The sequence below is a fragment of the Collinsella sp. HCP3S3_D1 genome, assembly GCF_052064015.1.
Classification (GTDB): domain Bacteria; phylum Actinomycetota; class Coriobacteriia; order Coriobacteriales; family Coriobacteriaceae; genus Collinsella.
The window spans coordinates 82,121-107,950 of sequence record NZ_JBQHWK010000008.1 but is presented as its reverse complement, the minus strand read 5'-3'; the positions used below and the strand labels follow the sequence as shown (position 1 = coordinate 107,950).

Annotated in this window: 24 protein-coding genes; 20 read left to right on the top strand and 4 right to left on the bottom strand. The window is 57.2% G+C overall.

The genetic code is table 11. From position 1 onward, the window contains the following. Positions 1-303: 303 nt before the first annotated feature. From ACTNDJ_RS04290 to hflX, 15 genes are all read left to right on the top strand, one after another. Positions 304-1,974: a ribonuclease J gene (locus tag ACTNDJ_RS04290; protein WP_117654800.1), complete on the top strand. Its 1,671-nt coding sequence runs from the start codon at positions 304-306 to the stop codon at positions 1,972-1,974. Position 1,975: 1 nt separating this feature from the next. Next, on the top strand, positions 1,976-4,756 hold the full coding sequence (locus ACTNDJ_RS04285) for a DNA translocase FtsK 4TM domain-containing protein (RefSeq protein WP_441063543.1): 2,781 nt from the start codon (positions 1,976-1,978) through the stop codon (positions 4,754-4,756). Continuing rightward, a complete protein-coding gene (locus ACTNDJ_RS04280; RefSeq protein ID WP_441063544.1) occupies positions 4,756-6,246 on the top strand; it encodes a RodZ domain-containing protein in 1,491 nt (496 codons plus the stop codon). The genes ACTNDJ_RS04285 and ACTNDJ_RS04280 overlap by 1 nt, the downstream gene beginning before the upstream one ends. Positions 6,247-6,272: 26 nt before the next feature. Then, complete coding sequence (locus ACTNDJ_RS04275) at positions 6,273-6,770, top strand: YajQ family cyclic di-GMP-binding protein (protein ID WP_118079877.1); 498 nt, start codon at positions 6,273-6,275, stop codon at positions 6,768-6,770. Positions 6,771-6,796: 26 nt separating this feature from the next. Continuing rightward, positions 6,797-8,146, top strand: coding sequence for a 30S ribosomal protein S12 methylthiotransferase RimO (gene rimO, locus ACTNDJ_RS04270; protein ID WP_427748025.1), 1,350 nt, complete (start codon positions 6,797-6,799; stop codon positions 8,144-8,146). A 99-nt stretch (positions 8,147-8,245) separates the two neighbouring features. Continuing rightward, positions 8,246-8,794, top strand: coding sequence for a CDP-diacylglycerol--glycerol-3-phosphate 3-phosphatidyltransferase (gene pgsA, locus ACTNDJ_RS04265; protein ID WP_229770672.1), 549 nt, complete (start codon positions 8,246-8,248; stop codon positions 8,792-8,794). Positions 8,795-8,821: 27 nt separating this feature from the next. Further along, on the top strand, positions 8,822-9,337 hold the full coding sequence (locus ACTNDJ_RS04260; protein WP_441063545.1) for a CinA family protein: 516 nt from the start codon (positions 8,822-8,824) through the stop codon (positions 9,335-9,337). A 257-nt stretch (positions 9,338-9,594) separates the two neighbouring features. After that, positions 9,595-10,743 carry a recombinase RecA gene (recA, locus tag ACTNDJ_RS04255; RefSeq protein WP_154516331.1) on the top strand — a complete coding sequence of 383 codons (1,149 nt, stop codon included), beginning with the start codon at positions 9,595-9,597 and terminating at the stop codon, positions 10,741-10,743. A gap of 11 nt (positions 10,744-10,754) precedes the next feature. Further along, the gene (locus ACTNDJ_RS04250; protein ID WP_154516334.1) at positions 10,755-11,447 is read left to right on the top strand and encodes a regulatory protein RecX; all 693 of its coding nucleotides are present in this window, start codon (positions 10,755-10,757) and stop codon (positions 11,445-11,447) included. Positions 11,448-11,704: 257 nt separating this feature from the next. Continuing rightward, positions 11,705-13,258, top strand: coding sequence for a ribonuclease Y (gene rny, locus ACTNDJ_RS04245; protein ID WP_427726813.1), 1,554 nt, complete (start codon positions 11,705-11,707; stop codon positions 13,256-13,258). Position 13,259: 1 nt separating this feature from the next. Continuing rightward, complete coding sequence (locus tag ACTNDJ_RS04240) at positions 13,260-14,345, top strand: ATP-binding protein (protein ID WP_441063548.1); 1,086 nt, start codon at positions 13,260-13,262, stop codon at positions 14,343-14,345. 74 nt (positions 14,346-14,419) lie between these two features. Continuing rightward, positions 14,420-14,737 carry a stage V sporulation protein S gene (locus ACTNDJ_RS04235; RefSeq protein ID WP_118079896.1) on the top strand — a complete coding sequence of 106 codons (318 nt, stop codon included), beginning with the start codon at positions 14,420-14,422 and terminating at the stop codon, positions 14,735-14,737. A 64-nt stretch (positions 14,738-14,801) separates the two neighbouring features. Beyond that, positions 14,802-16,172 (top strand): tRNA (N6-isopentenyl adenosine(37)-C2)-methylthiotransferase MiaB, encoded by a 1,371-nt coding sequence (gene miaB / locus ACTNDJ_RS04230; protein ID WP_427717472.1) that lies wholly within the window; start codon positions 14,802-14,804, stop codon positions 16,170-16,172. Beyond that, a complete protein-coding gene (gene miaA / locus ACTNDJ_RS04225) occupies positions 16,172-17,110 on the top strand; it encodes a tRNA (adenosine(37)-N6)-dimethylallyltransferase MiaA (RefSeq protein ID WP_441063549.1) in 939 nt (312 codons plus the stop codon). The genes miaB and miaA overlap by 1 nt, the downstream gene beginning before the upstream one ends. After that, positions 17,110-18,399: a GTPase HflX gene (gene hflX / locus ACTNDJ_RS04220; RefSeq protein WP_427748031.1), complete on the top strand. Its 1,290-nt coding sequence runs from the start codon at positions 17,110-17,112 to the stop codon at positions 18,397-18,399. The genes miaA and hflX overlap by 1 nt, the downstream gene beginning before the upstream one ends. On the opposite strand, the gene ACTNDJ_RS04215 is transcribed toward hflX, so the two are convergent. After that, complete coding sequence (locus ACTNDJ_RS04215; protein ID WP_427748033.1) at positions 18,384-19,088, bottom strand: heparan-alpha-glucosaminide N-acetyltransferase; 705 nt, start codon at positions 19,086-19,088, stop codon at positions 18,384-18,386. The genes hflX and ACTNDJ_RS04215 overlap by 16 nt on opposite strands. Next, positions 19,088-19,732: a transcriptional repressor LexA gene (gene lexA / locus ACTNDJ_RS04210; RefSeq protein WP_427794759.1), complete on the bottom strand. Its 645-nt coding sequence runs from the start codon at positions 19,730-19,732 to the stop codon at positions 19,088-19,090. Before lexA ends, ACTNDJ_RS04215 begins: the two co-directional genes overlap by 1 nt. A 163-nt stretch (positions 19,733-19,895) precedes the next feature. Here lexA and ACTNDJ_RS04205 point away from each other — a divergent pair, with 163 nt between their 5' ends. Genes ACTNDJ_RS04205 through dut form a run of 3 tightly spaced genes read left to right on the top strand, consistent with a single transcriptional unit; the run spans position 19,896 to position 21,288 of the window. Further along, the gene (locus tag ACTNDJ_RS04205) at positions 19,896-20,345 is read left to right on the top strand and encodes a LysM peptidoglycan-binding domain-containing protein (RefSeq protein WP_427717462.1); all 450 of its coding nucleotides are present in this window, start codon (positions 19,896-19,898) and stop codon (positions 20,343-20,345) included. 51 nt (positions 20,346-20,396) lie between these two features. Next, on the top strand, positions 20,397-20,840 hold the full coding sequence (gene nrdR / locus ACTNDJ_RS04200) for a transcriptional regulator NrdR (protein WP_427717459.1): 444 nt from the start codon (positions 20,397-20,399) through the stop codon (positions 20,838-20,840). Between the two features lie 4 nt (positions 20,841-20,844). Next, entirely contained in the window at positions 20,845-21,288 is a 444-nt protein-coding gene (gene dut / locus ACTNDJ_RS04195; protein WP_427717456.1) for a dUTP diphosphatase, read from the top strand. A gap of 463 nt (positions 21,289-21,751) precedes the next feature. On the opposite strand, the gene ACTNDJ_RS04190 is transcribed toward dut, so the two are convergent. Further along, the gene (locus ACTNDJ_RS04190) at positions 21,752-23,053 is read right to left on the bottom strand and encodes an MGDG synthase family glycosyltransferase (protein ID WP_441063550.1); all 1,302 of its coding nucleotides are present in this window, start codon (positions 23,051-23,053) and stop codon (positions 21,752-21,754) included. A gap of 117 nt (positions 23,054-23,170) precedes the next feature. Here ACTNDJ_RS04190 and ACTNDJ_RS04185 point away from each other — a divergent pair, with 117 nt between their 5' ends. Next, positions 23,171-24,109 carry an NAD(P)/FAD-dependent oxidoreductase gene (locus ACTNDJ_RS04185; protein WP_441063551.1) on the top strand — a complete coding sequence of 313 codons (939 nt, stop codon included), beginning with the start codon at positions 23,171-23,173 and terminating at the stop codon, positions 24,107-24,109. Positions 24,110-24,263: 154 nt separating this feature from the next. Next, positions 24,264-24,875, top strand: a complete 612-nt coding sequence (locus ACTNDJ_RS04180; protein ID WP_441063552.1) for a DUF1836 domain-containing protein — start codon at positions 24,264-24,266, stop codon at positions 24,873-24,875. A gap of 73 nt (positions 24,876-24,948) precedes the next feature. Here ACTNDJ_RS04180 and ACTNDJ_RS04175 read toward each other — a convergent pair whose 3' ends face one another. Next, positions 24,949-25,815 (bottom strand): DegV family protein, encoded by an 867-nt coding sequence (locus tag ACTNDJ_RS04175; protein ID WP_441063554.1) that lies wholly within the window; start codon positions 25,813-25,815, stop codon positions 24,949-24,951. Positions 25,816-25,830: the final 15 nt, after the last annotated feature.

Here is a 25,830-nt window from a genome sequence, read left to right as displayed (position 1 = left end):
GTTAAGTTTGTCGCGAGTTCCGCACGCAAAGGAAAGCACTTAATGTGCTTTCCGTCTTGCGCAGGACTGTAGAGCAGCAAACTTAACCCGCCCCGGCCCCCGATGGCCCCAGACCGGCGGGATAGACCGGTTTGGATGGGGCTTTGATGCATGGGTGGTCTGTTGGTGGGCAAATGGGTATCATAATGCGGTTACTGCATCGACTCCGTGATGCATGTTTGTACGTTCCCGGCGGTCGGTTTGCCAGAAGCGCCCCGTCGGTTGTTCCAGACCCGTTTCGAAGAAAGGAAACCGCACGAACCTATGGCAGCTAAAAAATCATCTCCCTTGAAGATCATTCCGCTCGGAGGCCTTGACGGCATCGGCAAGAATATGACGGTCTTCGAGTGCGGCGACGACATGGTGCTCGTCGACGCCGGCCTTATGTTCCCCGACGACTCCCAGCCCGGTATCGATTTGGTGCTCCCCGACTACACCTATGTTCTGGAGAACGAGGAGAAGCTCCGCGGCATCATCGTCACCCACGGCCACGAGGACCATACCGGTTCGCTTCCGTACCTGCTGCAGGACCTCAACAACAAGGTGCCCATCTTCTCGAGCAAGCTGACGCTTGGTTTCATCGAGGGCAAGCTTTCCGAGTTCCGCATCCGCGCGCCCAAGTTCCGCGAGGTCAAGGGCGGTAGCCATGTCAATCTTGGTGGCATTTCGCTCGACTTCTTCTCTATGACGCACTCAATTCCGGGCGCTTTGGGCGTATTCATTCGCACCAACCAGGGCACCGTTATGCACACGGGCGACTTTAAGCTCGACCAGACGCCCATCGATGGCGTCACGCCCGATTATGCCGCCATCAGTCGCTTTGCCAAGCAGGGCATCGACCTGTTGCTTTCCGACTCCACCAACGCCACGGTTCCGGGCTTTACCAAGTCCGAGGCCGAAGTCGGCCCCAACTTGCTGCACGCCATCAAGAATGCCCCGGGCCGCGTGTTCGTCGCGTCGTTCTCGAGCCATATCCATCGCCTGCAGCAGATTTGCGACGCCGCCCGCAAGTGCGGCCGCAAGGTCGTCGTGACCGGACGTTCCATGCTCACCAACACCCGCGTGGCGCGCGAGCTGGGCTACCTCAACATCGACGATGCCGATATCATCGATGCCTTCGATATCGATAACCTGCCTGACGACAAGATCGTCGTCATGTGCACCGGCTCTCAGGGCGAGCCGCTGTCGGCGCTGTCCCGCATGGCCAACGGCGAGCACAAGACGCTCTCCATCCACGAGGGCGATACCGTCATCCTCTCGGCGACCCCTGTTCCCGGCAACGAGAAGGCCGTCCAGCAGGTCGTCAACAGCCTGGCCAAGCTTGGCTGCGACGTGTGGGATAAGAATCGCGCCCTCGTCCATGTCTCGGGTCACGGCAGCCAAGAGGAGCTCAAGCTTCTGATGGCCATGGCCAAGCCCACCTACTTTATGCCGGTTCACGGCGAGGCCGTGCACCTGCGTGCCCATGCCCAGCTTGCCCGTAAGATGGGTATTAAGGATGATCACATCTTTATCCTCGATAACGGCGACACGCTCGAGATGCGCGGTGGTATTGTCAAGCGCGGCACGCCCGTCGAGTCCGGCGTCGTCTACGTCGACGGCCTGCGCATCGGTGATACCGACCCCATCGTCCTGCGCGATCGTCAGAAGCTCGCCAATGACGGTATGGTCACAGCCGTCGCCATCGTTTCGCTCAAGCATAAGAAGATCGAGGCTATTGAGTTCTCGGGCCGTGGCGTTTCATTTGCCATCGACGATCAGTTCTCCGAGGATGCCTCCGCATCCATCATGAAGACGATCGAGAAGGGCAAGTTTAGCTTTACGAGCAGTGGCTCCGATGCCATTCGCAAGGCCGTGCGCGATTCGCTCTCCAACTTCATTTGGAGCCGTACGCGCACCCGTCCGATGATCATCCCGGTCGTCATGGAGGTTTAGTTTGGCGCGCGGATCTGCACAAAACGCCAAAGGCAATAAAGCCAACAACCAACCGGCATCTGCTAAGGGTGCCGGTTCCCATCTTCGTGCCAATAAGGGCCACGAGGCCGAGTTCGACGATGTTGAGCCCCTGGTCGAGCCTTCGGCCAACCGCGATATCGCCGGCGTGGTTATTGCCGTTTTGGCGATTGCGTCTTTCATTGCCGTGATTTCTCCGGCAACGGCACCCGTGACGGCAGTGGTTGCCGGTTTCTACCATCTTGGCTTTGGCCTGGGCGCCTACGTGCTGCCGATCGTCATTTTGCTGTTTGCCGCCACGCTCTTTTTGGGTGAGGACTCGCCGCTCAACATTCGCTCGGTCGCGGGTGGCGCCGTTGTCTTTATCGCCGTCGTCTCCATTCTTTCGTTGATGGTGCCGGGCACGAGCGATTCGTGCGACCTCATGTTTGTGCCGCAAAACCTGTCCGCTTCGGGCGGCTACATCGGTGCGTTTATTGCGAGTGCGCTGCAGAATGCCCTGGGTAAACCTATCGCGATGGTGGTCCTGTTGGGTTTGGCCGTCGTTGGCTTTGTTATCATCGGCTTTTCGGTGGGTGGCGTTTTGCGCTCTGCGCGCGATCGCGCTGCCGATTTTGCCGAGCGCCGTCGTGCCGATGTCAATGCGAGCCCGTGGGGCGACGAAGAGGCCCTGTCGGTTCCCGGCGTCGCCCGTCCGCACCTGAGCATTCTTCGTCAGAAGGGCTCCGATATGGCCGTGACCACGGTCATGGGCAATGACGCGGACCCTGTTCTGGACGATGATGACGAGGACGATGATCCGTTTGTCGACGTGTCCGAGGCTGTGGAGGCCGAGCGCGCCAAGACCACGCTGCTGCCGCGTCGCCATGCCAACAAGGGCAAGGCCGCGCCCAAGCTCAACACGAGTGAGCCCGACCCGTCTTGGTCCGATAGCGAAATCGAACTCACCGCGGGCGATGACGAGGATGACGAGTGTCCGCTCGAGACCGCCAAGACAACTTTGCTGCCGCGTCGCCAAGACAGGCGAGGACAGGTCACCGGACAGCTTTCGATGGAAGACGACCCGGACAAGGTCGACGAGTCCGAGCCGCCGTTTGCCGTGAACCCCGTGTCTGCTGCCCCGCAGATCCCCGATTTCCTGAAGCATCCCAAGGTTGCCGACGCCTCCACCCCAACGGCTTCCGCTGCTCCTGTTGCAGCCGGCGATGGGGGAGCTGACGGCACTGCTGCCGATGTCGAGGGCGAGCAAGAGGATGGCCTCAAACTCCCGCCGCTCGAAATCCTGCACGCCAACCCGCAGTCGGCGTCCGCCGCGTCTTCTGACAAGGAGTTGGAGCAGACGGCCGAGTCGCTGCAGTCCACGTTGCTGGAGTTTGGCCGTAGCGCTCGCGTCGTCGGCTGGATTGCCGGTCCCACGGTGACGACCTTTAAGCTGCAGCCCGGCGAGGGCGAGCGCGTGAGCAAGATTTCGAGCCTCGAGGACGATATCGCGCTTTCGCTTGCCGCCCAGTCGGTGCGTATCTTTGCGCCGATTCCCGGCACCTCGCTTGTGGGTATCGAGATTCCCAATCGCAAGCGCCAGAACGTTAACCTGGGCGACGTGCTTCCCTATGTGAAGGGCGGTCCGCTCGAGCTGGCCATCGGCCGCGATGCCGAGGGTACGCCGGTTGTCGCCGACCTCGCCAAGATGCCCCACCTGCTTATTGCCGGTACCACCGGTTCCGGTAAGTCGGTCATGATCAACTCCATCATCACGACCCTGCTCATGCGCGCGCTTCCCGAGGACGTTCGCTTGATCATGGTCGACCCCAAGCGCGTTGAGCTTGCCGGCTATAACGGCCTGCCCCATCTCTATGTGCCCGTGGTGACCGAACCCAAGCAGGCTGCGAGTGCCTTGCAATGGGCTGTTTCCGAGATGGAGCGTCGCCTGAAGGTGTTCGAGCGCCTCAACGTTCGCAAGATCTCGACGTATAACGAAAAGCAGGCCGCCGGCGAGTTCGAACACTACGATAACCCGCCGCAAAAGATGCCCTATCTGGTCATTATCATCGACGAGCTATCGGACCTGATGATGGTTGCCGGCAAGGATGTCGAGGCCTCGATCGTTCGTATCGCCCAGCTGGGCCGTGCCGCCGGTATTCACCTTATCGTGGCTACGCAGCGCCCCAGCTCCAACGTGGTGACGGGCCTCATTAAGGCCAACATCACCAATCGTATCGCCTTTAACGTGGCCACGGGCATCGATTCCCGCGTCATTATCGACCAGATGGGCGCCGAAAAGCTCACCGGTTTGGGCGACATGCTGTTCTCCAAGGTCGACTGGGGCAAGCCCCGCCGTATCCAGGGCTGTTTTGTCTCGGATGATGAGATCAACGAGATCGTCGAGTTCGTTAAGTCGCAAAGCGAGCCCGACTACCACGAGGAGATTCTGTCTGCCGTGGCGCCTGCTTCCATGTCCATGGCTGGTGGCGGCATTGTTCGCACGGGCGTTGCCGAGCCGCAGGATGATGACCCGCTTATCTGGGAGGCCGCCCATATTGTGGTGGAATCGCAGCTGGGCTCCACATCTGGCCTGCAACGCCGCCTCAAGGTTGGCTATGCGCGCGCCGGGCGTATTATGGACATGCTGGAAGAAAAGGGCGTCGTCGGCCCGCCCGACGGTTCCAAGCCGCGCGAGGTCCTGCTGGATGACGAAGGGCTCGCCGCGCTGGAGTCTGTCGACGCCGAGATGGTACGTGAAGATCGTGAGTTTGGAGGATTCTGATGGCTGCACGCTTTGGTGACATGCTGCTCGAGCAGCGTCGCCGGATGGGCCTTTCCATCCAGCAGGTCGCCAACACCATCAAAATCAGGCCGCAGATCATCGAGTTTTTCGAGACTGGTAACTTTGCATCGATGCCCCCGCGTGGCTATGCGCAGGGCATGATTTCGAGCTACGCTCGCTTTTTGGGGCTTAACCCGCGCGAGGTCGTCAACGCTTATTTTGACGACCTCATGGCATATGAACGCGATACCTCGCAGCAGGGCGGTCGTTTTCAGGATGCTGCCGGCTACGTTAACTCGCGTTCTTCGGTCGATAACGGTCGTTTTTTGATGGTTCAGGGTGGTCGTACGACACGGTACGGCCAGCGCCCTCCGCAGGCGGGCTATATCACCGAGACGGGCTCCAGCGAGGAAATTCGTTCTCAGCGAGATCGTTTTCGCAGTACGCCCCTGCCAGATGACCGTGCGCTTCCCGCCGCTCGCGGGTTGAGTCGCGATCCTCGCGCCGGTTACGGCGACGGCGGATACTCCGGTCGTAGCTATCGCGGAGTATCCGCCGGGCGTTCCCGCGATGGCTATTCCGACGCCGATACCACGCAGGTGACGCCGCGCCTCCGTTCGCAATCCCAGCCCTATGGGCAGCGCTCTTCGGCGCCTCGCTCTGGCCAGCGCGGCTATCAGGGCCGTGGCGAGCTTGCGCCGCGTCCGGGCCGGCGGGGTTCGCAGCGCCAGAGTAGCTATCGTGGTCGTCCCGATAGCGGTCGCGGCCGCATACCGCAGGGTAATGGTCGTGGTAGCTCCAATCGCGGACGCGGCGTTGGGCGCGCCTCTCAATACAACACGATCGATCCGCGCATTATTTACGTCGGCATCGGTGCCGTGGTGCTACTGTTGATTTTGCTCATCGTGGTACTCCTGCGTGGTTGCGGCTCTGCTGCACCCGAGTCGACGCCCGAGACACCCGTGGCTACCAAGACGACGACTAAGAACTCTTCCAAGAAGACCGAATCCACTGACGAGGACGAAGACGCCGACGAGGCGACGGATGCGGCCGGTTCCGATGCCGCCAAGGCGACGGTGGAAACGGAAGAGGACGAGGTCACCAAGGTCAAGGTCTCTGTTGCCAAGGGCAAGACCGCCTGGATCGAGGTCAAGGTCGACGGTAAATCGGTCTATGGCGCTCAAGCGACCGGTCCTTTTGAGCAGGAGTACACGCCCGAGTCCTCGATTGAGATCACCACGTCCAAGCCCTCCGATGTCACGGTCACCAAGAATGGTGAAAAGGTTCGCTATGACACCAAGACATCGGGTGTGGCGCGCGTGACCATTACCGTTCCTAAGAAGGAGAACGCTGACTCCGCGAACGGCGATAATGCCGACGGTACCGATAATGCCGACGGCACCGATGCCCAGTCTACCGTCGGCACCGACACGGCATCCGACGGCCAGACAGTGAACGATTCAGATGACTATTCGTACGACAGCTACTAAGGCTCCCCGTACCGAAAGGAAGAACCATGGCTAAAGATTCCAGCTTCGACGTTGTGTCCGAGGTTAACATGCAGGAGGTCGATAACGCCTTCCAGCAGACCGCCCGCGAGATTTCCCAGCGCTATGACCTTAAAGACTCCGGCGCCACCATCGAGCTTTCGAAGGGCGACAAGCTCTTTACGATTAACGCTCCGGCCGATTTTGTCTCCAAGCAGATCATCGATGTTTTGAGCTCCAAGCTCATCAAGCGCGGTATCGACCTCAAGGCTGTCTCTTGGGACGCCCCGCAGGCGGCTTCGGGCGGTACCGTGCGCGTGCTCGGTCATATCGTCGAGGGCATCGACCAGGCGACCGCAAAGAAGATCAATAAAGACATCAAGGATCAAAAGCTTAAGGTCAAGGTGACCATCGAGGCCGATAAGCTGCGCGTTTCCTCGGCTTCTAAGGACGCTTTACAGACGGTGATTCAGTTCCTGCGCGACCAGGACTACGGCCAGCCGCTGCAGTTTACCAACTACCGCTAAATTACTCGAAAGGACCGCTCTCCAACATGGATACTCCGTTGGGTTCCGTACTCTATATCACGCTTGGCTGCGCCAAGAACGAGGTCGATACCGACCGCATGCGTTCGCTGCTGGCCGCTGCGGGCTACGAGGAGGCATTCGATCCTCAGGATGCCGATATCGCCATTGTCAATACGTGCTCGTTTCTTACCTCGGCGACGTCTGAGAGCATCGAGACCACGCTCGAGCTCGCTAACGAGGTGCAGGACGGCGTTCGCTCCTGCCCCATTGTCATGTGCGGTTGCGTGCCGTCTCGTTACGGCGACGACCTGCCCGACGAGCTGCCCGAGGTCGCGGCATTTGTGAAGGCCGATGAGGAAGACGGTATCGTCTCTGTCATCGATGGCGTTCTTGGTGTGGAGCGTGAAATCGCTGCCTATATCCCGCAGGTCAAGCGTACCGTCGAGGGCGCTGTCGCCTACGTCAAGATCTCCGATGGCTGCAATCGTTTTTGCAGCTTCTGCATGATTCCCTACATTCGCGGTCGCTATCATTCGCGCAATGCCGAAAGCATTATCTCCGAGGTGCGCGACCTGGTTGCCGGCGGTGTGCGCGAGATCGTGCTGATCGGCCAGGACACGGGCATTTGGGGCACCGACTTTGCCGATGAGGACGCCGCTGAGGCTTCACCGCGCAATCTGGCGCAGCTGCTGCGCGCCGTCGCCGAGGCTGTACGCCCGCACAACGTCTGGGTTCGTGTGCTCTATCTGCAGCCCGAGGGCATGACCGACGAGCTTATCGAGACGATTCGCGATACGCCCGAGGTATTGCCGTATATCGATATCCCCGTGCAGCACTGCGACGCGCGCATCCTCAAGGCCATGCGTCGCTCCGGTTCGCGTCAGGAGCTCGAGGAACTGTTCCGCGATCTCCGTGATCGTATTCCCGGCATCGTGATTCGCTCCACGGCCATGGTCGGCTTTCCGACCGAGACCGACGACGAGTTCCGTGATCTTATCGACTTTATGGACACCGTCGGCTTTGACTATACGAGCGTCTTTGCCTACTCGCGGGAGGAGGGCAGCCTGGCCGCCAATATGGAGGGCCAGGTCGATGAGGAGGTCAAGCTCGAGCGCGCCCAAGAGGCCATGGATCTGGCCGAGTCGCTGGGTTTTGCCGCCACGGCAGCCCATGTGGGCGAGCGCGCCCAGGTAATCGTCGACGGTATCGAGGAGACCGAGGACGGCGCCGAGCTGATCGGTCATGCCTGGTTCCAGGCGCCCGATTCCGATGGCGCGGTGCATCTGGACGCCAGCGAGGCGTCCGTGGGCGATATTTTGACCGTCGAGTTTACCGATAGCTTCTGCTATGAGCTTATCGGCCATGTTGTGGAGTAGGAGAGCGTCGTGGCAAACGAGAGCAATAAGGAACTGACGAGCGTTTGGACGCCCGCCAACATCGTGACGTGCGTTCGCATCGTCTTTATTCCGGTGTTCATGATCGTCTCGGCCCTGTCTCACGCGAGCGTTGCCGGTACGGACTGGAGCACCTTCGACGGCCCGCTCGCCGCCGCTGCCTTCATTCTGTATGTGATCCTGTCGTGCACCGATAAGGTCGACGGCTATCTGGCGCGCTCACGCAACGAGATCACCGATTTCGGCAAGTTCTTGGACCCCATCGCCGACAAGTTGCTGGTGTTCTCGGCCTTGCTGCTGTTCTTGGATTTTGGCGCGGTGACCGTGTGGTCCGTGTTCATTATCCTGTTCCGCGAGCTGTTGGTGAGCGCACTTCGCATGGTCGCGAGTGCTGCCGGTGTGGTCGTTGCCGCCGATAAGCTCGGCAAGTACAAGACGGCGACCACGATGGTCTCCATCTGTGGTTATCTGTGCGTCTTTGCGATGGCCGGTCTTCAGCTGGGGCCGGCATCGTTGCTGCTCGGTGTCTATTCGGTGTCGCGCTTCCTGTACGTCATCGCTGTCATTTTGACCATTATCTCGGGTGCCCAGTACTTCTGGAACTGCCGTAAGATCGTCTTTTCGGTCTAGGTCCTGGTGGGCATGACGGAGCCTTATTTGCAGATCGCCGCAAACAACGAGGAGCTGGCGCGCGATATTGTCGAGCGCGCGAGTGCCCGTGGCGTGACGGTGTCGACGGCGGAGTCGCTGACGGCGGGCATGATCGCCTCGACGATTGCCGATATCCCGGGTGCCTCGGCGGTGCTTCGTGGCGGTGCGGTGACCTACTGCGATGAGATCAAACATCGCGTGCTCGGCGTCGAGCAGGAAACGCTCGATCGGTTTAGCGCCGTGTCGCATCAGACGGCGCGTGAGATGGCCGCGGGCTCGCTGGACCTCTATCAGAGCGATGTCGCCGTGAGCGCAACGGGCTACGCTGGGCCCGGCGGCGGTACCGAGCAAGACCCCGCTGGCACGTTCTATATCGGCTGGGCGTATCGTGCGGCCGATGGGGGAGCGACGGTCGTTGAGTCTGCGCGCTGTCACTACGATAGTGATCGGTCGTGCGTCCGTGCCTATGCGGTCGCTGAGGCTTTGGAACGCATTGTCCGCGTGCTCAATTCCATGGAATAGACGTGTTTTAAGGGGCCTTAGGGCCCCTTAATTGTGGAGATAGGGACCTTTGGCAAGGAATGCGCTTGCGCTGGCACATGTCTTTAATTTGTACGAACACTCGTATTTGCGATTGGCATGGTCAAGCGTTTGGTCGGTGATTGGTCGGCGTTTGGTCGGGTTTTGGAATGGACGGGTGCATATGATGAACCTGAACGGTTGACCACGAACAGCCGTTCGTTTATCATCGATTCAGGTTGTTAAGAGGAGGGCTATTCATGGCCAAGAATTCAGGTCCCGTACGTACCGTTCATACGCGCACGACGGGTAAAGAGCGCGACGAGATGATCGCCACTACCAAGGCCGAGATCGAGAAGAAGTTCGGCCAGGGTTCTATTATGAGGTATGGCGACGGCGGTCCCGAGCTCGAGGTCGAGGCTATTCCGACGGGCTCTCTGGCGCTCGATGCCGCCTTGGGTATCGGCGGCGTGCCGCGCGGCCGTATCGTTGAGATTTATGGCCCCGAGTCCTCCGGTAAGACAACGCTTTCGCTCGAGATTCTTGCAGAGGCGCAGGCCATGGGCGGTGTCGTGGCTTTTATCGACGCTGAGCATGCGCTTGATCCCACCTACGCCGCGCGCATCGGCGTCGATATCGACGAGGTGCTGATTTCCCAGCCCGATACGGGTGAACAGGCGCTCGAGATCGTTGACATGCTTGTGCGTTCCGGTGCCATCGACGCCATCGTCGTCGACTCTGTTGCCGCTTTGACTCCGCGTGCCGAAATCGAGGGCGAGATCGGTGACACGACGGTGGGTCTGCAGGCTCGCTTGATGAGTCAGGCGCTCCGCAAGCTCGCCGGCTCGCTTGCCAAGTCCAACACAACCTGCATCTTCATTAACCAATTGCGCGAGAAGATCGGCGTCATGTTCGGCAACCCCGAGACCACCACAGGCGGCCGCGCACTCAAGTTTTTCTCTTCCGTGCGTATCGATATTCGCAAAATCGATACCATCAAGCTCAAGGACGAGGTTATCGGCAATCGCGTACGTGCCAAGGTCGTTAAGAACAAGGTGGCTGCTCCGTTCCGCTCGGCCGAATTTGACATCATGTATGGCACCGGCATTTCTAAAGAGGGCTCGATTCTGGATATGGCTGTCGAGTGCGGCATATGCAAAAAGATGGGGTCTTGGTTTGCCTATGGTGAGGACAAACTCGGCAACGGTCGCGAGGCCGCTAAGACGTTCCTGCGCGAGCATCCCGATTGCGCCGACGAGATCGAGCACAAGGTTCGCCTTGCCTGCGGTCTTGAATATGACGATGATGCCCCCTCCGAGGTTGAGTTGACCGATCAGCCCGCCCCCGAGGAGTTTGACGAGCTGTATGCCATCGATGGCTCCGCGATGCTCGACGATGACGACGAGTAACGGATGGCGACATGTCGTATACGGTGACCGAGGCTAGGGTCGTTTTTCCGGATAAGAAGACGGCCTCCTCGTTCTCGAGCGGTTATGCGTCTAAAAAGCCCTGTGCACATATCGATTGCGATCTGGAGGGCGGTTTTGAACGATCCATTTGGATTCCCGTGCGTGTGGCACGTGTGTACGTTCAGAACCGTCTCGATCTTCCCTGCGACTGGGATGACTTTCGCGAGGCGGTACAGCTTATCGAATGCAAATGTGCGCTCACCATGGTGACCGAGATGCTTTCGCGTCGCGATCATGCTACGGGCGAGGTGCGCGATAAGTTGGCGCGCTATGGCTTTCGTCAGCCCGCGATCGACTTTGCCGTCAATCGTGCCATCGAGTATCGTTTTTTAGATGAGAACCGCTTTTGCTCGTACTTTATCGAGGAGCGTAAGCGTCGTGGTTGGGGACAGCGCAAAATCGAGACTGAACTCAAGCGTCGCCATGTTGCACTTGATGAGATTCCAGGGTATCCCGAGGCTTATTTTGCCGAGGATGACGACTTGGCTCGCGCATCGGCTTTGCTCGCTAAGCGTCGCGTTCCCGAGGCACGTGCATTCGAAAAGCTCGTCAGATTTTTGATGGGCAAGGGCTTTTCCTATCACATTGCCGCGGATGCCGTTAAGGCGCGCCTCGATGCCTTAAGCGAGAAATGCGACGTTTAAGCATGCGCACGTTACGCTCCTGCCGTTCACCGCTCGATAGGCGCCGTGCTGGGTGCGTTGATTTGACAGTTGTTGCGGTTCAACGTAGGATAATTACTGTCATTTGCATTGTGATATGTGCTCATCTGCGATGAGTTTGTTTATATGTTTATCTGTATCCGACCCGCATAAGCTGCGCCCATATTACTCAAATGTCGCGAGCCGTTCGTATGGACGGTTCGCTTTGTTGTGTAACGATTCCATAAAAAGGAGTGAGCATGCCGCTTATCATTGCAGCGCTCGTTGGCATTGTTTTGGGTGCCATCGTCGCCATTGCCTACATGCGCACCGCCAAGCAGGGTAGTCTTCACGAGGCCGAAGAAAAGATTCAGTCGGCACACGCGCAGGCAGAGTCCCTGATCGGTGATGCTAAGCGTCAGGCCGAGACCCTCAAAAAAGAGGCTCTGCTCGAGGCTAAGGAAGAGATCATCAAGAACAAACAGGCCGCCGAGGCTGAGGACAAGCAGCGTAAGAGCGAGATTCGCGCGCTCGAAAATCGCGTGATGCAGCGCGAGGAATCGCTCGACCGACGCAACGATGCGCTCGATAAGCGCGAGCATCAGCTGTCCAGCCAGGCCGGTCAGGTCGAGAAGCGCTCTCGCGAACTTGAGGAGCTTTGCGCCAAGCAGACCTCCGAGCTCGAGCGTATTGCCGACCTTACGCGCGAGGATGCTCACAAGGAGCTGCTCGACAAGGTCCGCGGCGAGGTTACCCATGAGGCGGCCACCATTATCCGTGAGTCCGAGCAACAGGTCCGCGCCGAGTGCCACAAGACCGCTCAGGAGATTCTCTCCCTGGCGATCCAGCGCTGTGCTGCCGACCATACCGCCGAGGTCACCGTCACGTCCGTTCATATTCCCTCCGATGACCTTAAGGGCCGCATCATCGGTCGCGAGGGTCGTAACATCCGTACTTTCGAGCAGGTTTCCGGCGTCAACCTTGTGATCGACGACACCCCCGAGACTGTCGTGCTTTCGAGCTTTGATCCGGTCCGTCGTGAGACCGCCCGCGTGGCGCTCGAGAACCTCATTGCCGACGGTCGTATTCACCCCGCCCGCATCGAGGAGATGTACCACAAGGCCGCTGACTTGGTTCAGCAGCGTGTGCTCGAAGCCGGCGAGCAGGCCGCCTTCGATACCGGTATCCACGACCTGCATCCCGAGATCGTCAAAACCCTGGGTGCTCTGCGTTACCGCACCTCGTTTGGTCAGAACGTGCTACAGCACTCGCTTGAGGTCTCCGACCTGTGCGGCATCATGGCCTCCGAGCTTGGTCTGGATGTTGTGACCGCCAAGCGTGCGGGTCTTCTGCATGACCTGGGCAAGGCCATCGACCACGACGTTGAGGGTCCGCATGCTGTGATTGGCGCCGAGCTTGCCCGCCGTTATGGCGAGAAGCCCGTTATCGTCCACGCAATCGAGGCCCATCATGCCGATGTCGACCCCAACACGGTGCTCGACGTTCTGGTCCAGGCTGCCGATGCTGTTTCCGCTTCTCGTCCCGGCGCCCGTCGCGAGTCGGCCGAGAGCTACATCAAGCGCCTTGAGAAGCTCGAGGAGATCGCCAACTCTCATGACGGCGTCGAGCGTACCTATGCTATGCAGGCCGGTCGCGAGGTCCATGTCATGGTTCAGCCGGATAAGATTTCCGATGCCCAGTCCACGGTGCTTGCGCACGATATCGCCCATCAGATCGAGGAAGAGATGGAGTATCCCGGTCAGGTGCGCGTTGTCGTGATTCGCGAGAGCCGTGCCGTCGATATCGCTAAATAACATGAACGACGCGAACGAGCTCATCTCATTTATCGCGTCGATGTCGGGGGAGGGCAACCTTCGCGTCGAGGAAAACCTTGGCGAGGGGTATGTCCGCCTCCGCGTTTCGGAGGCCGAGCGCCGTCAGGCCAAGCATGACATTCAGCATGTAGAGGACATTGTCATCGAGATGCTGCGTAATGCTCGCGATGCCGGAGCCGATAAGGTCTATCTAGCCACGACCAAGGAGGAGGGTGTTCGTACCCTCCTTTTCCTGGATAACGGTTCGGGTGTGCCGCAGGATATGCAGGAGCGTATCTTTGATGCCCGTGTCACCTCCAAGCTCGAGAGCATGAAGATGGACCGTTGGGGTGTTCACGGTCGTGGTATGGCGCTGTTCTCTATCAAGCAGAACACCGATGAGGCACGCGTTGTTACATCGGGCGTCGATTTGGGCTCAGCGTTTAAGGTGTGCGTTGATACCGATCGCTTGGCTGAGCGCGCCGACCAGTCGAGCTGGCCTCAGGCGGTTAAAGACGAAGACGGCCGCTATGTATGCGCTCGTGGTCCTCACAATATCATTCGCGCAGCCTGCGAGTTTGCCCTTGAGGAGCTGCGCGACTGCGACGTGTATCTGGGCTCTCCGTCCGAGATCGCTGCGACCCTGTATGCCCAGGCTTCCAGTCGTCTCGATACGTCACGCCTGCTCTTTATCGATGACGAGTGTGAGCTTCCGGTTATCGATCGTTTAGGTCTTGCCTCGGATGCCGAGGATTTTATCCGGATTTGCTCCGGGCTGGGTCTCGAGATGTCCGAGCGTACTGCCCACCGTATTCTGTCAGGACAGATTAAGCCCGTTCGCGGCGTGTGTGCGCGTCTGCTGCGCGAGCGCGATTCCACCACGCATTTGCCAGCTCCAGTCGATCTTGCCAAGGACCGTCGAGGCCTTCGCATTGCCAAGGATGACATGGCGCAGTTTTCGCGTGCTGTTGAGCGCGACTTCAATGACCTCGCCGCCCGGTATTACCTCAATCTGTGCGGCGACCCTAAGATTCGCGTTTCACGTGATCGCATCACCGTGACGTTCGATCTTGCCAAAGAGGAGTAGCATCTTTACCGAGTCCGCTCGGTACGATACAGTTATTGCAGTTAAAACGTACTTTTAAACGCAGGAGTTTCTTCATGGATTGCCTGAAGGTATCAAGCAAATCATCGCCCGCGTCCGTTGCCGGCGCCATTGCCGGTATGGTCAAAGATGGCGTTCCCGTCAACATTCAGTGCGTCGGTGCCGGCGCCGTCAACCAGGCCATAAAGGCCGTTGCCATTGCGCGAGGTTTTCTGATTCCGACTGGCTTTGATGTCTCTTGTGCGCCGGTGTTCTCTGACATCCTCATTAACGGGGAGTCTCGCACGGCAATCCGTCTCTCTATCTACGTTCACCAGATTAATCGGGCTGCTATGGACAATGTCGTCATGGACGACGTTAAGCCTGTTGCGTAAGCGAGTTTTCGCACGTTTGTAGCACCTTTGTGCCCCGTCGATATCATCGTTAGGATGTAAGCTCATGGACCAGCGTTTCGTACGCGATATTCTTGCCGGTAAAACCTATTTTATCCGCACATTCGGCTGCCAGATGAATCAGCACGACTCCGAGCGCGTGAGCGGTTTGCTCGATTCCTATGGCTGTCTTATGGCGCTCGATCCGGAGCATGCCGATATTGTCGTATTCATGACGTGCTGTGTGCGCGAGGCTGCCGATACGCGCCTGTACGGTCAGTGCAATTCCTGCAAGAGTCTTCCCCCTTCTCCTTCGGGCAAGCGTGTGGTCGCCGTGGGTGGCTGCATCGCTCAGCGCGATGGCGAGGGCTTGCTCACCAACGTCGATAACGTCAACGTTATTTTTGGTACGCATTCGATTGCGCACGTGGCGGAGCTTATCGCCGAGGCGTTTATGGATGGCAAGCGCCATATCCGCACGAATGAGCATGAAGATACGGACGCCATGAGTATGCCGTGGCATCGCGAGACGCAGTATCATGCATGGGTGCCCATCATGACGGGCTGCAACAACTTCTGCACGTACTGCATCGTGCCGTACGTCCGTGGTCGCGAGAAGAGCCGCCCCTTCGAGGAGATTGTCGACGAGGTGACGGGTCTGGTGCGTCAGGGTGTGCGCGAGATTACGCTGCTGGGGCAAAACGTAAACTCCTACGGTCGCGATCTCTTTGGCAAGCCGCGCTTTGCCGATCTGCTGCGCGCCGTGGGTGATACGGGCGTCGAGCGTATCTTCTTTACTTCTTCGCACCCCAAGGATTTGCTTCCCGAGACCATCGATGCTATGGCCGAGACACCTGCCGTTATGCCGCAGCTTCACCTAGCCGTTCAGTCGGGTTCCACGCGCATCCTTAAAGAGATGAATCGTCGGTACACGCGCGAGGATTATCTGGGGCTGGTCGATCGCATTCGTAACCGTATGCCCGAAATTGCGCTTTCGACCGACATCATTGTGGGCTTCCCGGGCGAGACCGAGGAAGACTTTGAGCAGACGCTCTCGCTTGCCGAGACGGTTCGCTATGCCCAGGCCTACACGTTTATTTACTCCAAGCGCGCCGGTACCCCGGCAGCTGAGATCTATGATCCCACCCCGCATGAGGTTATCCTTGAGCGTTTTAACCGTCTGGTTAAGGTTATCGAGACGACGGCATACGAGTATAACCAGGGCGAGCTTCACACCGTGGTGCCTGCGCTTATTGAGGGCACGAGCAAGAAAAACGACGCTGTCCTTCTTGGTAAAAGTCCTAAGAATCAGACAGTGCATGCGCCGATTCCCGCTGGCTATAGCATCGATCAGCTTATCGGCAAAATTGTCGACGTCGATGTGGATGTCGCCAAGACGTGGTATCTGTCTGGCTCCGTTGTGGGTGAGCCTCGCTAATGGTTTCCCCCGGCACAAACCTTTCTGCCGTAGCGATCGTCGGTCCGACGGCGGTCGGCAAGAGTGATGTTGCCGACCGCCTGGCCTCTCGTCTGTCGTCTGAAGTGTTATCGTGTGACGCGATGCAGATCTATCGCGGTATGGATATCGGTACGGCCAAGATGATGCCCGAGGAGTGCTCGGTGCCCCTGCGCCTTGTCGATATCGTGGACCCGGGCGTCGCGTATTCTGCTGCGCTCTATCAGTCTGATGCCCGGGCGCATATCGAGCGTTTGCTTGGTGAGCAACGGCTTCCGGTCTTTTGCGGCGGCACGGGCTTGTATCTTAAGGCTGCACTCGATGAAATGGATTTTCCTTCGGGAGAGCTCGAGGACGAACGTCGCACGGGTTATCAGGAGCTTGCCGAGCGTATTGGCGAGAAAGCTATGCATGCCCTGCTTGCCGAGCGTGATCCGGAATCGGCTGCCGTGATTCATCCTCATAACGTGCGTCGCGTGATCCGTGCGCTCGAGATGCACGATGACGGTGTGTCGTATGCCCAGCAGAAGTCCAAATTCAGCGTTCCACGTGAGCGTTATCATGCCTTGTGGTTTGGTCTGACGCGTAGCCGTGAAGTGCTGTATGAGCGCATTAACCTGCGTGTCGACCTTATGTTTGAGCAAGGGCTGGTTGATGAGGTCCGTGGCCTTATGGACCAGGGCCTGGGTGATGCACTCACGTCGATGCAGGCAATCGGTTACAAAGAGATTATTGATGCCTTGCGAGGCGCTATTACCATGGATGAGGCCCGCGAGCTTATTAAGATGCGCTCACGTCGCTATGCCAAGCGCCAACTTTCCTGGTTTAAGCGTGACGATCGCATCGTGTGGTTCGATATGGATGAGTTTACGATCGATGAGGTCGTCGATGATATCTACCGTCGTATCGAGGCTGCCTAATGGCACGTTTTCCCTTGGTTCCCACGGCACCTGAACCTGAGCGTGCCGTCTTGGTTGGTGTTGAGTGGCGCGATAACGCCTGGCCGCTCGACCGTTCGCTCGACGAGCTCGAGCGCTTGGCTCACACTGCTGGAGCCCAATGCGTGGCACGCTTGTCTCAGCGTCTGGTCAAACCTTATCCCAAATCGTTTATCGGCTCCGGTAAGGTCGAGGAGCTATGCGGTTTGGTGCATCGTATGGATGCGGATGTTGTAATCTTCGACGACGACTTGACTCCTTCACAGCAGTCCTATCTTGAGAAAGCCGTGGGCGAACCGGTCAAGATTATTGACCGTACGGCGTTGATTTTGGATATCTTTGGCCTGCATGCCCAGACGCGTGAGGGTCGCTTACAGGTGCAGCTGGCTCAGTTGCAGTATCTGCTGCCCCGTCTGCGAGGTATGTGGAGCCACCTTGCTAAGGAACAGACGCGTGGCGGCATTGGATCGCGTTTTGGCCAGGGCGAAAGCCAGCTCGAGGTCGACCGTCGCCTGATTCGCGATAAGATCGCAGCTCTTCGCCGCGAATTGAAACAGGTTGAACAACGTCGTGATGTGCAATCGAAAAGCCGTATTGAATCGCCGGCGTTTCGCGTAGCGTTGGCTGGCTACACCAATGCCGGTAAGTCGACGTTGCTTAATCGATTGACGGGATCCACGGTACTTTCGCAGGATAAGCTGTTTGCCACGCTCGATCCTACGACGCGCTCGTATCGTTTACCCGGTGGCCGTGGCATGACGATCACTGATACCGTTGGCTTTATTCAAAAGCTGCCCCATGGCCTGGTCGACGCGTTTAAATCTACGCTTTCCGAGGTGCTCGGCGCCGATTTAGTTCTTAAAGTTGTGGATGCTTCCGATGAGGATTACGAGCGTCAGCTTGAGGCGGTTGATCGTGTCCTTGACGAGATTGGTGCCGGTGAGCGCCTGACGCTTACCGTGTTCAATAAAATCGATCTGCTCGATAGCGTCGACCGCTTGAGCTTTCGCCGGCGCTATCCCGAGGCGGTATTGTTCTCGGCTCAGACGGGTGAGGGCCTTGATGACTTAGTCGATCGCATCGCTCGTGAAGCGGCCGCTACGGACGTGTTGCTCTCGGCCGATATCCCGTATCGAGAGGGCGCGTTAATCACGCTCGTGCACGAACAGGGAACCCTTCTGCACGAGGAATACCTCGAGGACGGCGTTCGTATTGTGGCAAAGCTTCCAGCCCGTATCGCACCGCGTCTCGAGCGTTATCGAACAGAGTAAATCAGCTCCAGTACACCCAAGATAACCGGTTGATGAAGCAGGTAGAACGGCAGCGCATGGCGCCCGAGACTTGCGAGCGCCGGGATGGGATTCGCATAGGCCCATCCCGGCGCCTCATAGTTTGCTTCCTGAGTCGTGTGGGCGGCAAAGAAGCCTGCAAGGTACATAAATAAGAATGGTATGACTGGATAGTAATCACCAGAGACAAAGTCTGGACTTGGGAAACCCAGCCAAGCTAAATAGGGGATAGGATAAACCGTTTTAGGAATGCTCCAGGTAAGGGTAAAAAGTGTGAGGCAAATTGCTATACCCCATACCGACGGCACTTTAACGATCACCGGACGAGCGAGCGCGACAATGGCGGTGCAGGCCGCCATGCAGAACATGATGCCGAAGTTCACCGAGTCATCGACTGAGACGAGCGTAGTCGCGACCCATACGACAAAAGCGGCAGCGGCATATTTGACGGCACGCTTGATGTTGTTGCGCGAGAGGGTGCACATCCAGCCGGCAATAAACAAAAATACCCAACTGATGCTGGCACGCCAGATGTCTTGGAAGATGGTCTGAGTAAACCAGGGCATATCCCAACCATAAAGATAGGCAAGATCGTAGCAAGCATGAAATCCTGCCATCGACAGCATGGTAAATCCGCGAATGGTATCAAAGACCGTGATGCGGTTTTGCATTACGAGAACCGGCGCATCAATCCAACGACCTTGCCCAGGATCGTCGGATTTGTCGCATAGATGGGCTCCATGGTGTCGTTTTCGGGCTGCAAGCGAACTCGTCCCTGCTCCTTGTAGAACGTTTTGACCGTTGCGGAGCCATCGATCATGGCCACAACGATCTCGCCATTCATGGCACTCTTCTGTTCGCGAACGATGATATAGTCGCCGTTAAGGATACCGACGTTAATCATCGAATTGCCGTGGACCTCGAGGATAAAAGACCCCTGGTCCGTTGCGATCTCGGTCGGGATGGTAAAGGTGTCCTCGATATTCTGCTCGGCAAGGATGGGGATCCCTGCGGCGACACGGCCCACGAGGGGTAGCGATACGGTTCCGCGGGGTGCCGCGGGCTCATCGGACTTTGAGATGGAGACGGAGGCTCCGTCCTCGTCAAAGAGTTCTAGGGCACGAGGTTTGGTGGCGTCACGTTTGAGCAGGCCGCGTGCTTCCAGTGCGGAGAGATGTGCATGTACGGTGCTAGGGGAGGAAAGACCCACAGCCGAAGCCATCTCACGCACGCTGGGCGGATAGCCCTTTTCCTGCTGATACTCCTTGATGAAGTCGTAAATCTGCTGCTGTCGCTTGGTAATTTTGCGAGCCATCAGGGATTCCTCTCTACCTAAACCAAACAAATGTTCTATGTTTGCTTGACAGGAACAACTGTTCGAAGATAATAATAACCGAACACTCGTTCCCGCGCTAGACTTTTTTGTCCTCGCGGCTTGATAAAACAGTTCTCGTCAAAAAACGCGAGAGGAGAACATGATGAATGCAACGGATATGGTCCAGGGAAACCTCGCCCTTAAGCTCGAGACGCCTGCGGCGCCGGCTTTCACGGTTGTCAAAGGCGGCCGATCTGGTTTTCAAACACTGCCTGGCAAGCCCGTCCGCAGCCAGTGCGTCGCCACGACTTCGGCCCCCGTTGCTCTGAAGGCCTCGACGATTGTCGCCCTGGCCGTTGCGCTCACGCTCTTCTTTGTACTTGCTACCTCGATCTTCAGCGCTCGTCACGCCGCATATGCCGAGTCGGCATCTAACGTTACCTATGAGACCGTCCGTGTTCAGTCTGGCGATTCCTTGTGGTCGCTTGCTCAGGAGCATTCTGTTGACGGTCTTTCTACGCAGGAGACTTCTGACATAATTCGCAGTGTCAATCATCTGGAGCATGGGTCACTCGATGCGGGTGACGTTCTTAAAGTTCCTGCGCGTTCGTAAGATTTAAACTCCGGCACATGGTACCCTTGTTATCGTTTTGGAGGTGGTACCATGCGCTGTCCCAGATGCGGCAATGCACATACCCGTGTTGTCGATTCCCGTATGCAGGAATCTAATAACACCATTAAACGCCGTCGTGAATGTTGTTCGTGCAACTATCGCTTCACAACATTCGAGCGATGCGAAGACCCCATCGAGGTCATCAAATCTGACGGGTCAAGGCAGCGGTTCGATCGCAATAAGCTGCTGGTCGGCCTAATGCGCGCTACGATTAAGCGCGACATCGACACGAAAAAGCTCAATGAGCTCATCGATGACATCGAGGTGGAGCTGCGTTCCCGTACGCTGACGGCTGTTACGTCCCACGACCTGGGCGACATGGTGCTTAAGCGCTTGGCCAAGATCGACAAGGTGGCCTACATTCGCTTTGCCTCGGTCTATCGCGATTTCAAAGACATCGATGAGTTTTTGCAAGAGCTCGACAAGCTAAGGTGATTTTATGTCCAACATTACAGTCAACATTAAGCGTCTCGACCCTACGATCGAGCTTCCCAAATACGCCCATCCCACAGATGCCGGTTTGGACCTCCGTGCCAATGAGGACTGTACCCTTAAGCCCTTCGAGCGACGCTTGGTCTCTACTGGCCTTGCGATCGCGCTGCCCGATGGATACGCTGGCTTCGTTCAGCCTCGCAGTGGCCTGGCTATTAAGCAGGGTCTGTCTATAGTCAACACGCCCGGTCTTATAGACGCCCACTATCGAGGTGAGCTTAAAGTCATCCTTATCAACCTGGATCCATCCAATGAAATCCAGATCAACAAGGGTGACCGAATCGCTCAACTCGTCATCCAAGAAGTTCCCACGGTCAATCTCGTGGAGGTAGACGAACTAGACGAAACCGACCGAGGAGCCGGCGGTTTCGGTTCTAGCGGCGTCGCTTAGTCGTTTACGTACTGTCCGCTGACCAGCCCGACCCGCCTATATATCATCCCATGCTCAAACATTCTCGCGGGGGCGCTCGTATCCCTCCCGCCCGCCTCTCACACATATCATTCCATGCTCAAACATTCTCGCTTCGCTTCGCTCGCTGCGAAACTGCGCGTGGAACGATATGTGTGAGAGGCGGGCGGGCGGCTACTCGCTTGAAAAATATTTACATTCTAGTAAGCCAATGCGACAAAGGAACAGTCCCTTTGTCGCATTGGCTTACTACATTTGAATTTTCCGGTTTCGCCTTTGCAGATTCTAATGGTGGGGAATCTGGCATAGCTGCTAGCACGTAAACGTAGCTGCTCGGCGGGAGCCGCCCATATATCGTTCCACGCGCAGTTTCGCAGCGCAGCGAGAATGTTTGAGCATGGAATGATATATGGGCGGCTCCCGCCGAGCAGCGGACGTTAAGACGCTAGCGGATGTGCGCAGGCTTATCGCCCCAGTAGAAGCGGCAGAAGGCTCGTTTGCGCTTTTGGGGCTTGCCTACAAGTTCCATGGTTGCGATGGCGATGTCCTCGGCCGCGTGTGGACGGCGTAGCACTTCGCCATTGATGAGCAGTGCCTTGAGCGACTCGGGATGATCGTGGAGATGGCGCAGCGTCACGATGAGCTCGCGTGCGGTGGTGACATGCATGCTGGCGCCCAAGTCGGTGAGCATGGTGGTGTTGGCCTTTTCCTGGCCATAGGACTTGCCCAGCAGAATCATCGGCAGGTGTGCACACAGGCATTCGGTAACAGTGAGTCCACCCGATTTGAGAATTGCCAGATCGCAGCCGTGCATGAGCGCTGCCATGTCATCGACATAGTCAAGGACCGTGACGTTTTCGAGTTTCATGGCTTCGAAGAGCGTTTTCAGGCGCGTGGCGTATTCCGTGTCCTTGCCCGGCAAAAAGACAAAGTGCATATCCTCGAAGCTACGGAGGAAGGGGAGGGTGTGGTCCATCGCCGCGCGAAAGCGAACGTACGGTTGAGGCAAACTGGCGCCGGCCATTACCAGCACAATGGTCTTGTCGATAGGGAGATTGAACTTCTCGAGTTCTTCCTCACGATTGTAATCCGTGTCAAATCCAGCGCGAATGGGGATGCCCGTAATGCGAATCTTTGCCTCGGGAACCTTGCGTGGGCGGAGCGTCTCGGCCATAAACTCGTTTGCCACGCAGAATAAGTCAGTGTCCTTATGGGGCCACCAGCCCTCGACTTCGTAATCGGTCGGCACGCAAATGACGGGATAGTCGATGCCCGTAATGACGCGCGCACCAACCGCAACGTTGGCTGCCGTGATATGTGTGGCGACCACGGCAATAGGCCTACGAGTGCGAACGTATTCGTTAAATGCGGGAAACATAATGCGCGACCATGCCGTGCCGCCGCCCCAAAGCAGGTGTCCGGTAAGGGTATATCGCCAGGTCAAGTCATAAATTGGGCGTGTGGCGCCGGTAAACGATGCGGCCGTTTTGTTGCCGTCGAATTTTATGCGTCCAAAATCGAGGATATCCAAGACCTCAATCTCGACATCCTGCGGTATGCCCTTGGTGCCGCGTATAAGCTCGAATGCTTGTGCGATAGCGTTTGCTGCCGCTTTGTGTCCCGAACCAACCGATGCGTGGACAATGGTCACTAAGGGCTTTTGTCCGGGTGACGGCTTCAATTGTTCCGATTGAGGGGCGCTTTGCGTGGGCAGGGGAGCGTCATTGCCCATCTGCGTTTGATCCATCGATAACTCCCCTTCATCGTTGTTTCGCAAAGAATCATTGTAGTGCATGACTGTCATGTTCTCCTAAATTTGGGTATGAGCGCAAAGAACGCCAATGTTTCGATGAGAGGACACTCCATGACTACCAATCAGCCGATCGATGTTGCGATTATCGGCGGCGGCCCAGCGGGCTATGCTGCAGCCATTTATGCGTCGCGCTCCAACCTAACGACGACCGTGATTGAGCAAGGCATGTCGGGAGGACAGATCGCCACAACCAATGAGGTCGAAAACTATCCGGGCATTCCGCTCTTGAGCGGTGCCGAACTCGGCGAGCGTTTTCAGCAGCATGCAGAGGGCCTGGGTGCGCAGGTCGTATGGAGCATGGTGACTGGTATCGATTACGATGCGGATGCGGCGCTGTTTACGGTGCATCACGATACGGGCGACACGGTGGCCTCAAGCGTTATTGCTTGCATGGGTGCCACGCCGCGATCTGCTGGTTTTGTTGGCGAGGATACGTATCGCGGTCGCGGCGTTTCGTATTGCGCCACGTGCGACGGCATGTTCTTTCGTGGCAAACAGGTCTTTGTCATTGGCGGCGGTAATGCTGCCTGCGAGGAAGCCCTGTTCTTATCAGAAATTGCCAGCAGCGTGACCATCGTCTTGCGCCGCGATCAGTTCCGTGCTCCCGATGGCGTGGTTCAAAAGGTGCTCTCTAAAGATAATATTTCTGTTAGGTACCAAACTAGTATTGTGGAGCTATCGGGCGAGGCCATGCCTACAACTATCACGTTTAAGGACAACGCCACTGGTGATACCTATTCCGAGTCCTTCGATCCTGGCTCGTTTGGCATCTTTGTCTTTGCCGGAACACAGCCCCATACTGAGCTTGTACAGCATCTGGTGGATCTGGCGCCTGACGGCGGTATCGTTACCGACGACTCGATGGCCACGCGCACGCCGGGCTTGTTTGCTGCCGGCGATATCCGTTCCAAGCGTTTACGCCAGGTTGTGACTGCCGTTTCGGACGGAGCCATAGCGGCTACCAGCGCATACGCCTTCTTACGAGGATAAGTACGATAATATATCTTATGTAAGGTTGCTATCTTTTTGCAAAGTGGTTGGACGGTGCGCCAATGTGCTGTCCAACCACTTTTACTTAGCGGCTATGTGGTATGCAAAACTAGATAATCTAGAATACAATATAGAAAACGAACGGAGGCCTCTTATGAACCACGTCAAACATGTTATCCCGATGTCCGATACATCGGTCAGCATTAAGCCGGAGGATATTCAGCCGACGGTGCTGCCGGATGCATTTATTCAGTCCGATATGGCGGGTAAACTCAATGCGTTGAGCCTGCCACGCTATGACCAGCTGCCCAACGTAACGCTCTATCGCGATCAGGTTATTGAATATGTTGCACTGTGGATGGAGCCGCTTTCGATTTGCGTAGAGCAGCCCGTTATTACGCCTTCGATGATCAATAACTACGTAAAGGTCGGCCTCGTTCCTGCTCCGGTTAAAAAGCAGTATGGCCGTGAGCAGATTGCGCGTCTCATCGCCATTTGTATCTTTAAGCAGGTGCTGCCCATCGCTGCGGTTCAGGCGCTCTTTAATATTCAGCGCTTGAGCTACGACGCTCCGACGGCCTTCGATTATGTAGTCGATCAACTTGAGGCATCGATTCGTGCGGCTTTTTCCCTTGAGCAGACTCCCGTGCCCGATACCGCACATCAGGTTACGCGCGAGTCATTGCTCGTACGCAGTGCGGTTTCGTCCTTTGTATCGAAGGCGTACCTGATGAGCTACCTCAAGTTCAATGGGTTTAATAGCTAGGCGACGTATAACGCGGGCGGGACAAAGAGCCATCAGTCACTTTGTCCCGCCCGCGTTTTTGCTTGGTTGAGCTTTATTGGCCCGAAGCCACGCCCATGCCGTAGCCGATGATGAGACCATGCATCTCGGCGTAATAGGAATCTAGGCCGTTGCAGGGCATGATGATAGTCTTGGAGCCCGGCCAGTGCTCCACAATGCGGTCGGCAAGCGCCTGGGCTCCAGCTTCGTTCTCAACGTGATCGATGATGACCTCGCCGCCCGTGAAACCCTCGGCCTCCATGGTGTCGACAATCTTGGTGAGCATCTTCTTTTCGCCACGCGTATGCCCAACGAGTTCAATTTCGCCCGCTTCGCTCGCCGTGCCCAAAATGCGGATGTTGAGCTTGTTGGCAATAACACCGGCCGCCTTAGGGATACGTCCGGCCTTCGCAAGGTTTTCGTAATTGCATAAACTAAAGAGGATCTTGCTGTTCTGCTCCAAGCTATCGAAGTAGGCGCAGGCTTCCTCAAAGGAGGCATCCGGTTTACTTGCAAGATAGCGATCAAACAGTAAGAAGATCAGGTCCATCTTGCCGCCTGCTGCGCGCGAATTAACCAGGTGAATCTTACGATTGGGCTCTTCGGCAAGCACCATGTCACGCGCAGTGGCCGCGGCATTGTAGCTTCCCGAGACGCCCTCGGAGATGGGCATGCAGATCGTCTTGTCGGCGAGCTTAAAGAGCTCAGCCCACTCCCCTACGCTTGGGCAGGAGCTCGATGATGCGCTGGATTCCGATTGAATGGCAACATTAAGCTCGTGAACATCGAGCGAGTGATCGTCGACAAATTCACGCTCCCCCACTCGGATCTTAAGGGGTGCAAATGCAAAGGTGGTATGAGGTGCGGTTGGTTGCCAATCGCGAAGATTGCAGCTCGAATCTGAGATGAGTGCCCAGCTCATTGAGGGTCCTTTCTA

Coding starts and splice junctions, on each gene's coding strand:
- ACTNDJ_RS04180 (WP_441063552.1), top strand. CDS start 24,264: ATGAACCACGTCAAACATGTTATCCCGATGTCCGATACATCGGTCAGC.
- ACTNDJ_RS04275 (WP_118079877.1), top strand. CDS start 6,273: ATGGCTAAAGATTCCAGCTTCGACGTTGTGTCCGAGGTTAACATGCAG.
- miaB (WP_427717472.1), top strand. CDS start 14,802: ATGGACCAGCGTTTCGTACGCGATATTCTTGCCGGTAAAACCTATTTT.
- ACTNDJ_RS04205 (WP_427717462.1), top strand. CDS start 19,896: ATGAATGCAACGGATATGGTCCAGGGAAACCTCGCCCTTAAGCTCGAG.
- recA (WP_154516331.1), top strand. CDS start 9,595: ATGGCCAAGAATTCAGGTCCCGTACGTACCGTTCATACGCGCACGACG.
- nrdR (WP_427717459.1), top strand. CDS start 20,397: ATGCGCTGTCCCAGATGCGGCAATGCACATACCCGTGTTGTCGATTCC.
- ACTNDJ_RS04290 (WP_117654800.1), top strand. CDS start 304: ATGGCAGCTAAAAAATCATCTCCCTTGAAGATCATTCCGCTCGGAGGC.
- dut (WP_427717456.1), top strand. CDS start 20,845: ATGTCCAACATTACAGTCAACATTAAGCGTCTCGACCCTACGATCGAG.
- ACTNDJ_RS04250 (WP_154516334.1), top strand. CDS start 10,755: ATGTCGTATACGGTGACCGAGGCTAGGGTCGTTTTTCCGGATAAGAAG.
- ACTNDJ_RS04175 (WP_441063554.1), bottom strand. CDS start 25,815: ATGAGCTGGGCACTCATCTCAGATTCGAGCTGCAATCTTCGCGATTGG.
- ACTNDJ_RS04240 (WP_441063548.1), top strand. CDS start 13,260: ATGAACGACGCGAACGAGCTCATCTCATTTATCGCGTCGATGTCGGGG.
- ACTNDJ_RS04190 (WP_441063550.1), bottom strand. CDS start 23,053: ATGGATCAAACGCAGATGGGCAATGACGCTCCCCTGCCCACGCAAAGC.
- ACTNDJ_RS04215 (WP_427748033.1), bottom strand. CDS start 19,088: ATGCAAAACCGCATCACGGTCTTTGATACCATTCGCGGATTTACCATG.
- ACTNDJ_RS04280 (WP_441063544.1), top strand. CDS start 4,756: ATGGCTGCACGCTTTGGTGACATGCTGCTCGAGCAGCGTCGCCGGATG.
- miaA (WP_441063549.1), top strand. CDS start 16,172: ATGGTTTCCCCCGGCACAAACCTTTCTGCCGTAGCGATCGTCGGTCCG.
- hflX (WP_427748031.1), top strand. CDS start 17,110: ATGGCACGTTTTCCCTTGGTTCCCACGGCACCTGAACCTGAGCGTGCC.
- rny (WP_427726813.1), top strand. CDS start 11,705: ATGCCGCTTATCATTGCAGCGCTCGTTGGCATTGTTTTGGGTGCCATC.
- ACTNDJ_RS04185 (WP_441063551.1), top strand. CDS start 23,171: ATGACTACCAATCAGCCGATCGATGTTGCGATTATCGGCGGCGGCCCA.
- rimO (WP_427748025.1), top strand. CDS start 6,797: ATGGATACTCCGTTGGGTTCCGTACTCTATATCACGCTTGGCTGCGCC.
- pgsA (WP_229770672.1), top strand. CDS start 8,246: ATGATCGTCTCGGCCCTGTCTCACGCGAGCGTTGCCGGTACGGACTGG.
- lexA (WP_427794759.1), bottom strand. CDS start 19,732: ATGGCTCGCAAAATTACCAAGCGACAGCAGCAGATTTACGACTTCATC.
- ACTNDJ_RS04235 (WP_118079896.1), top strand. CDS start 14,420: ATGGATTGCCTGAAGGTATCAAGCAAATCATCGCCCGCGTCCGTTGCC.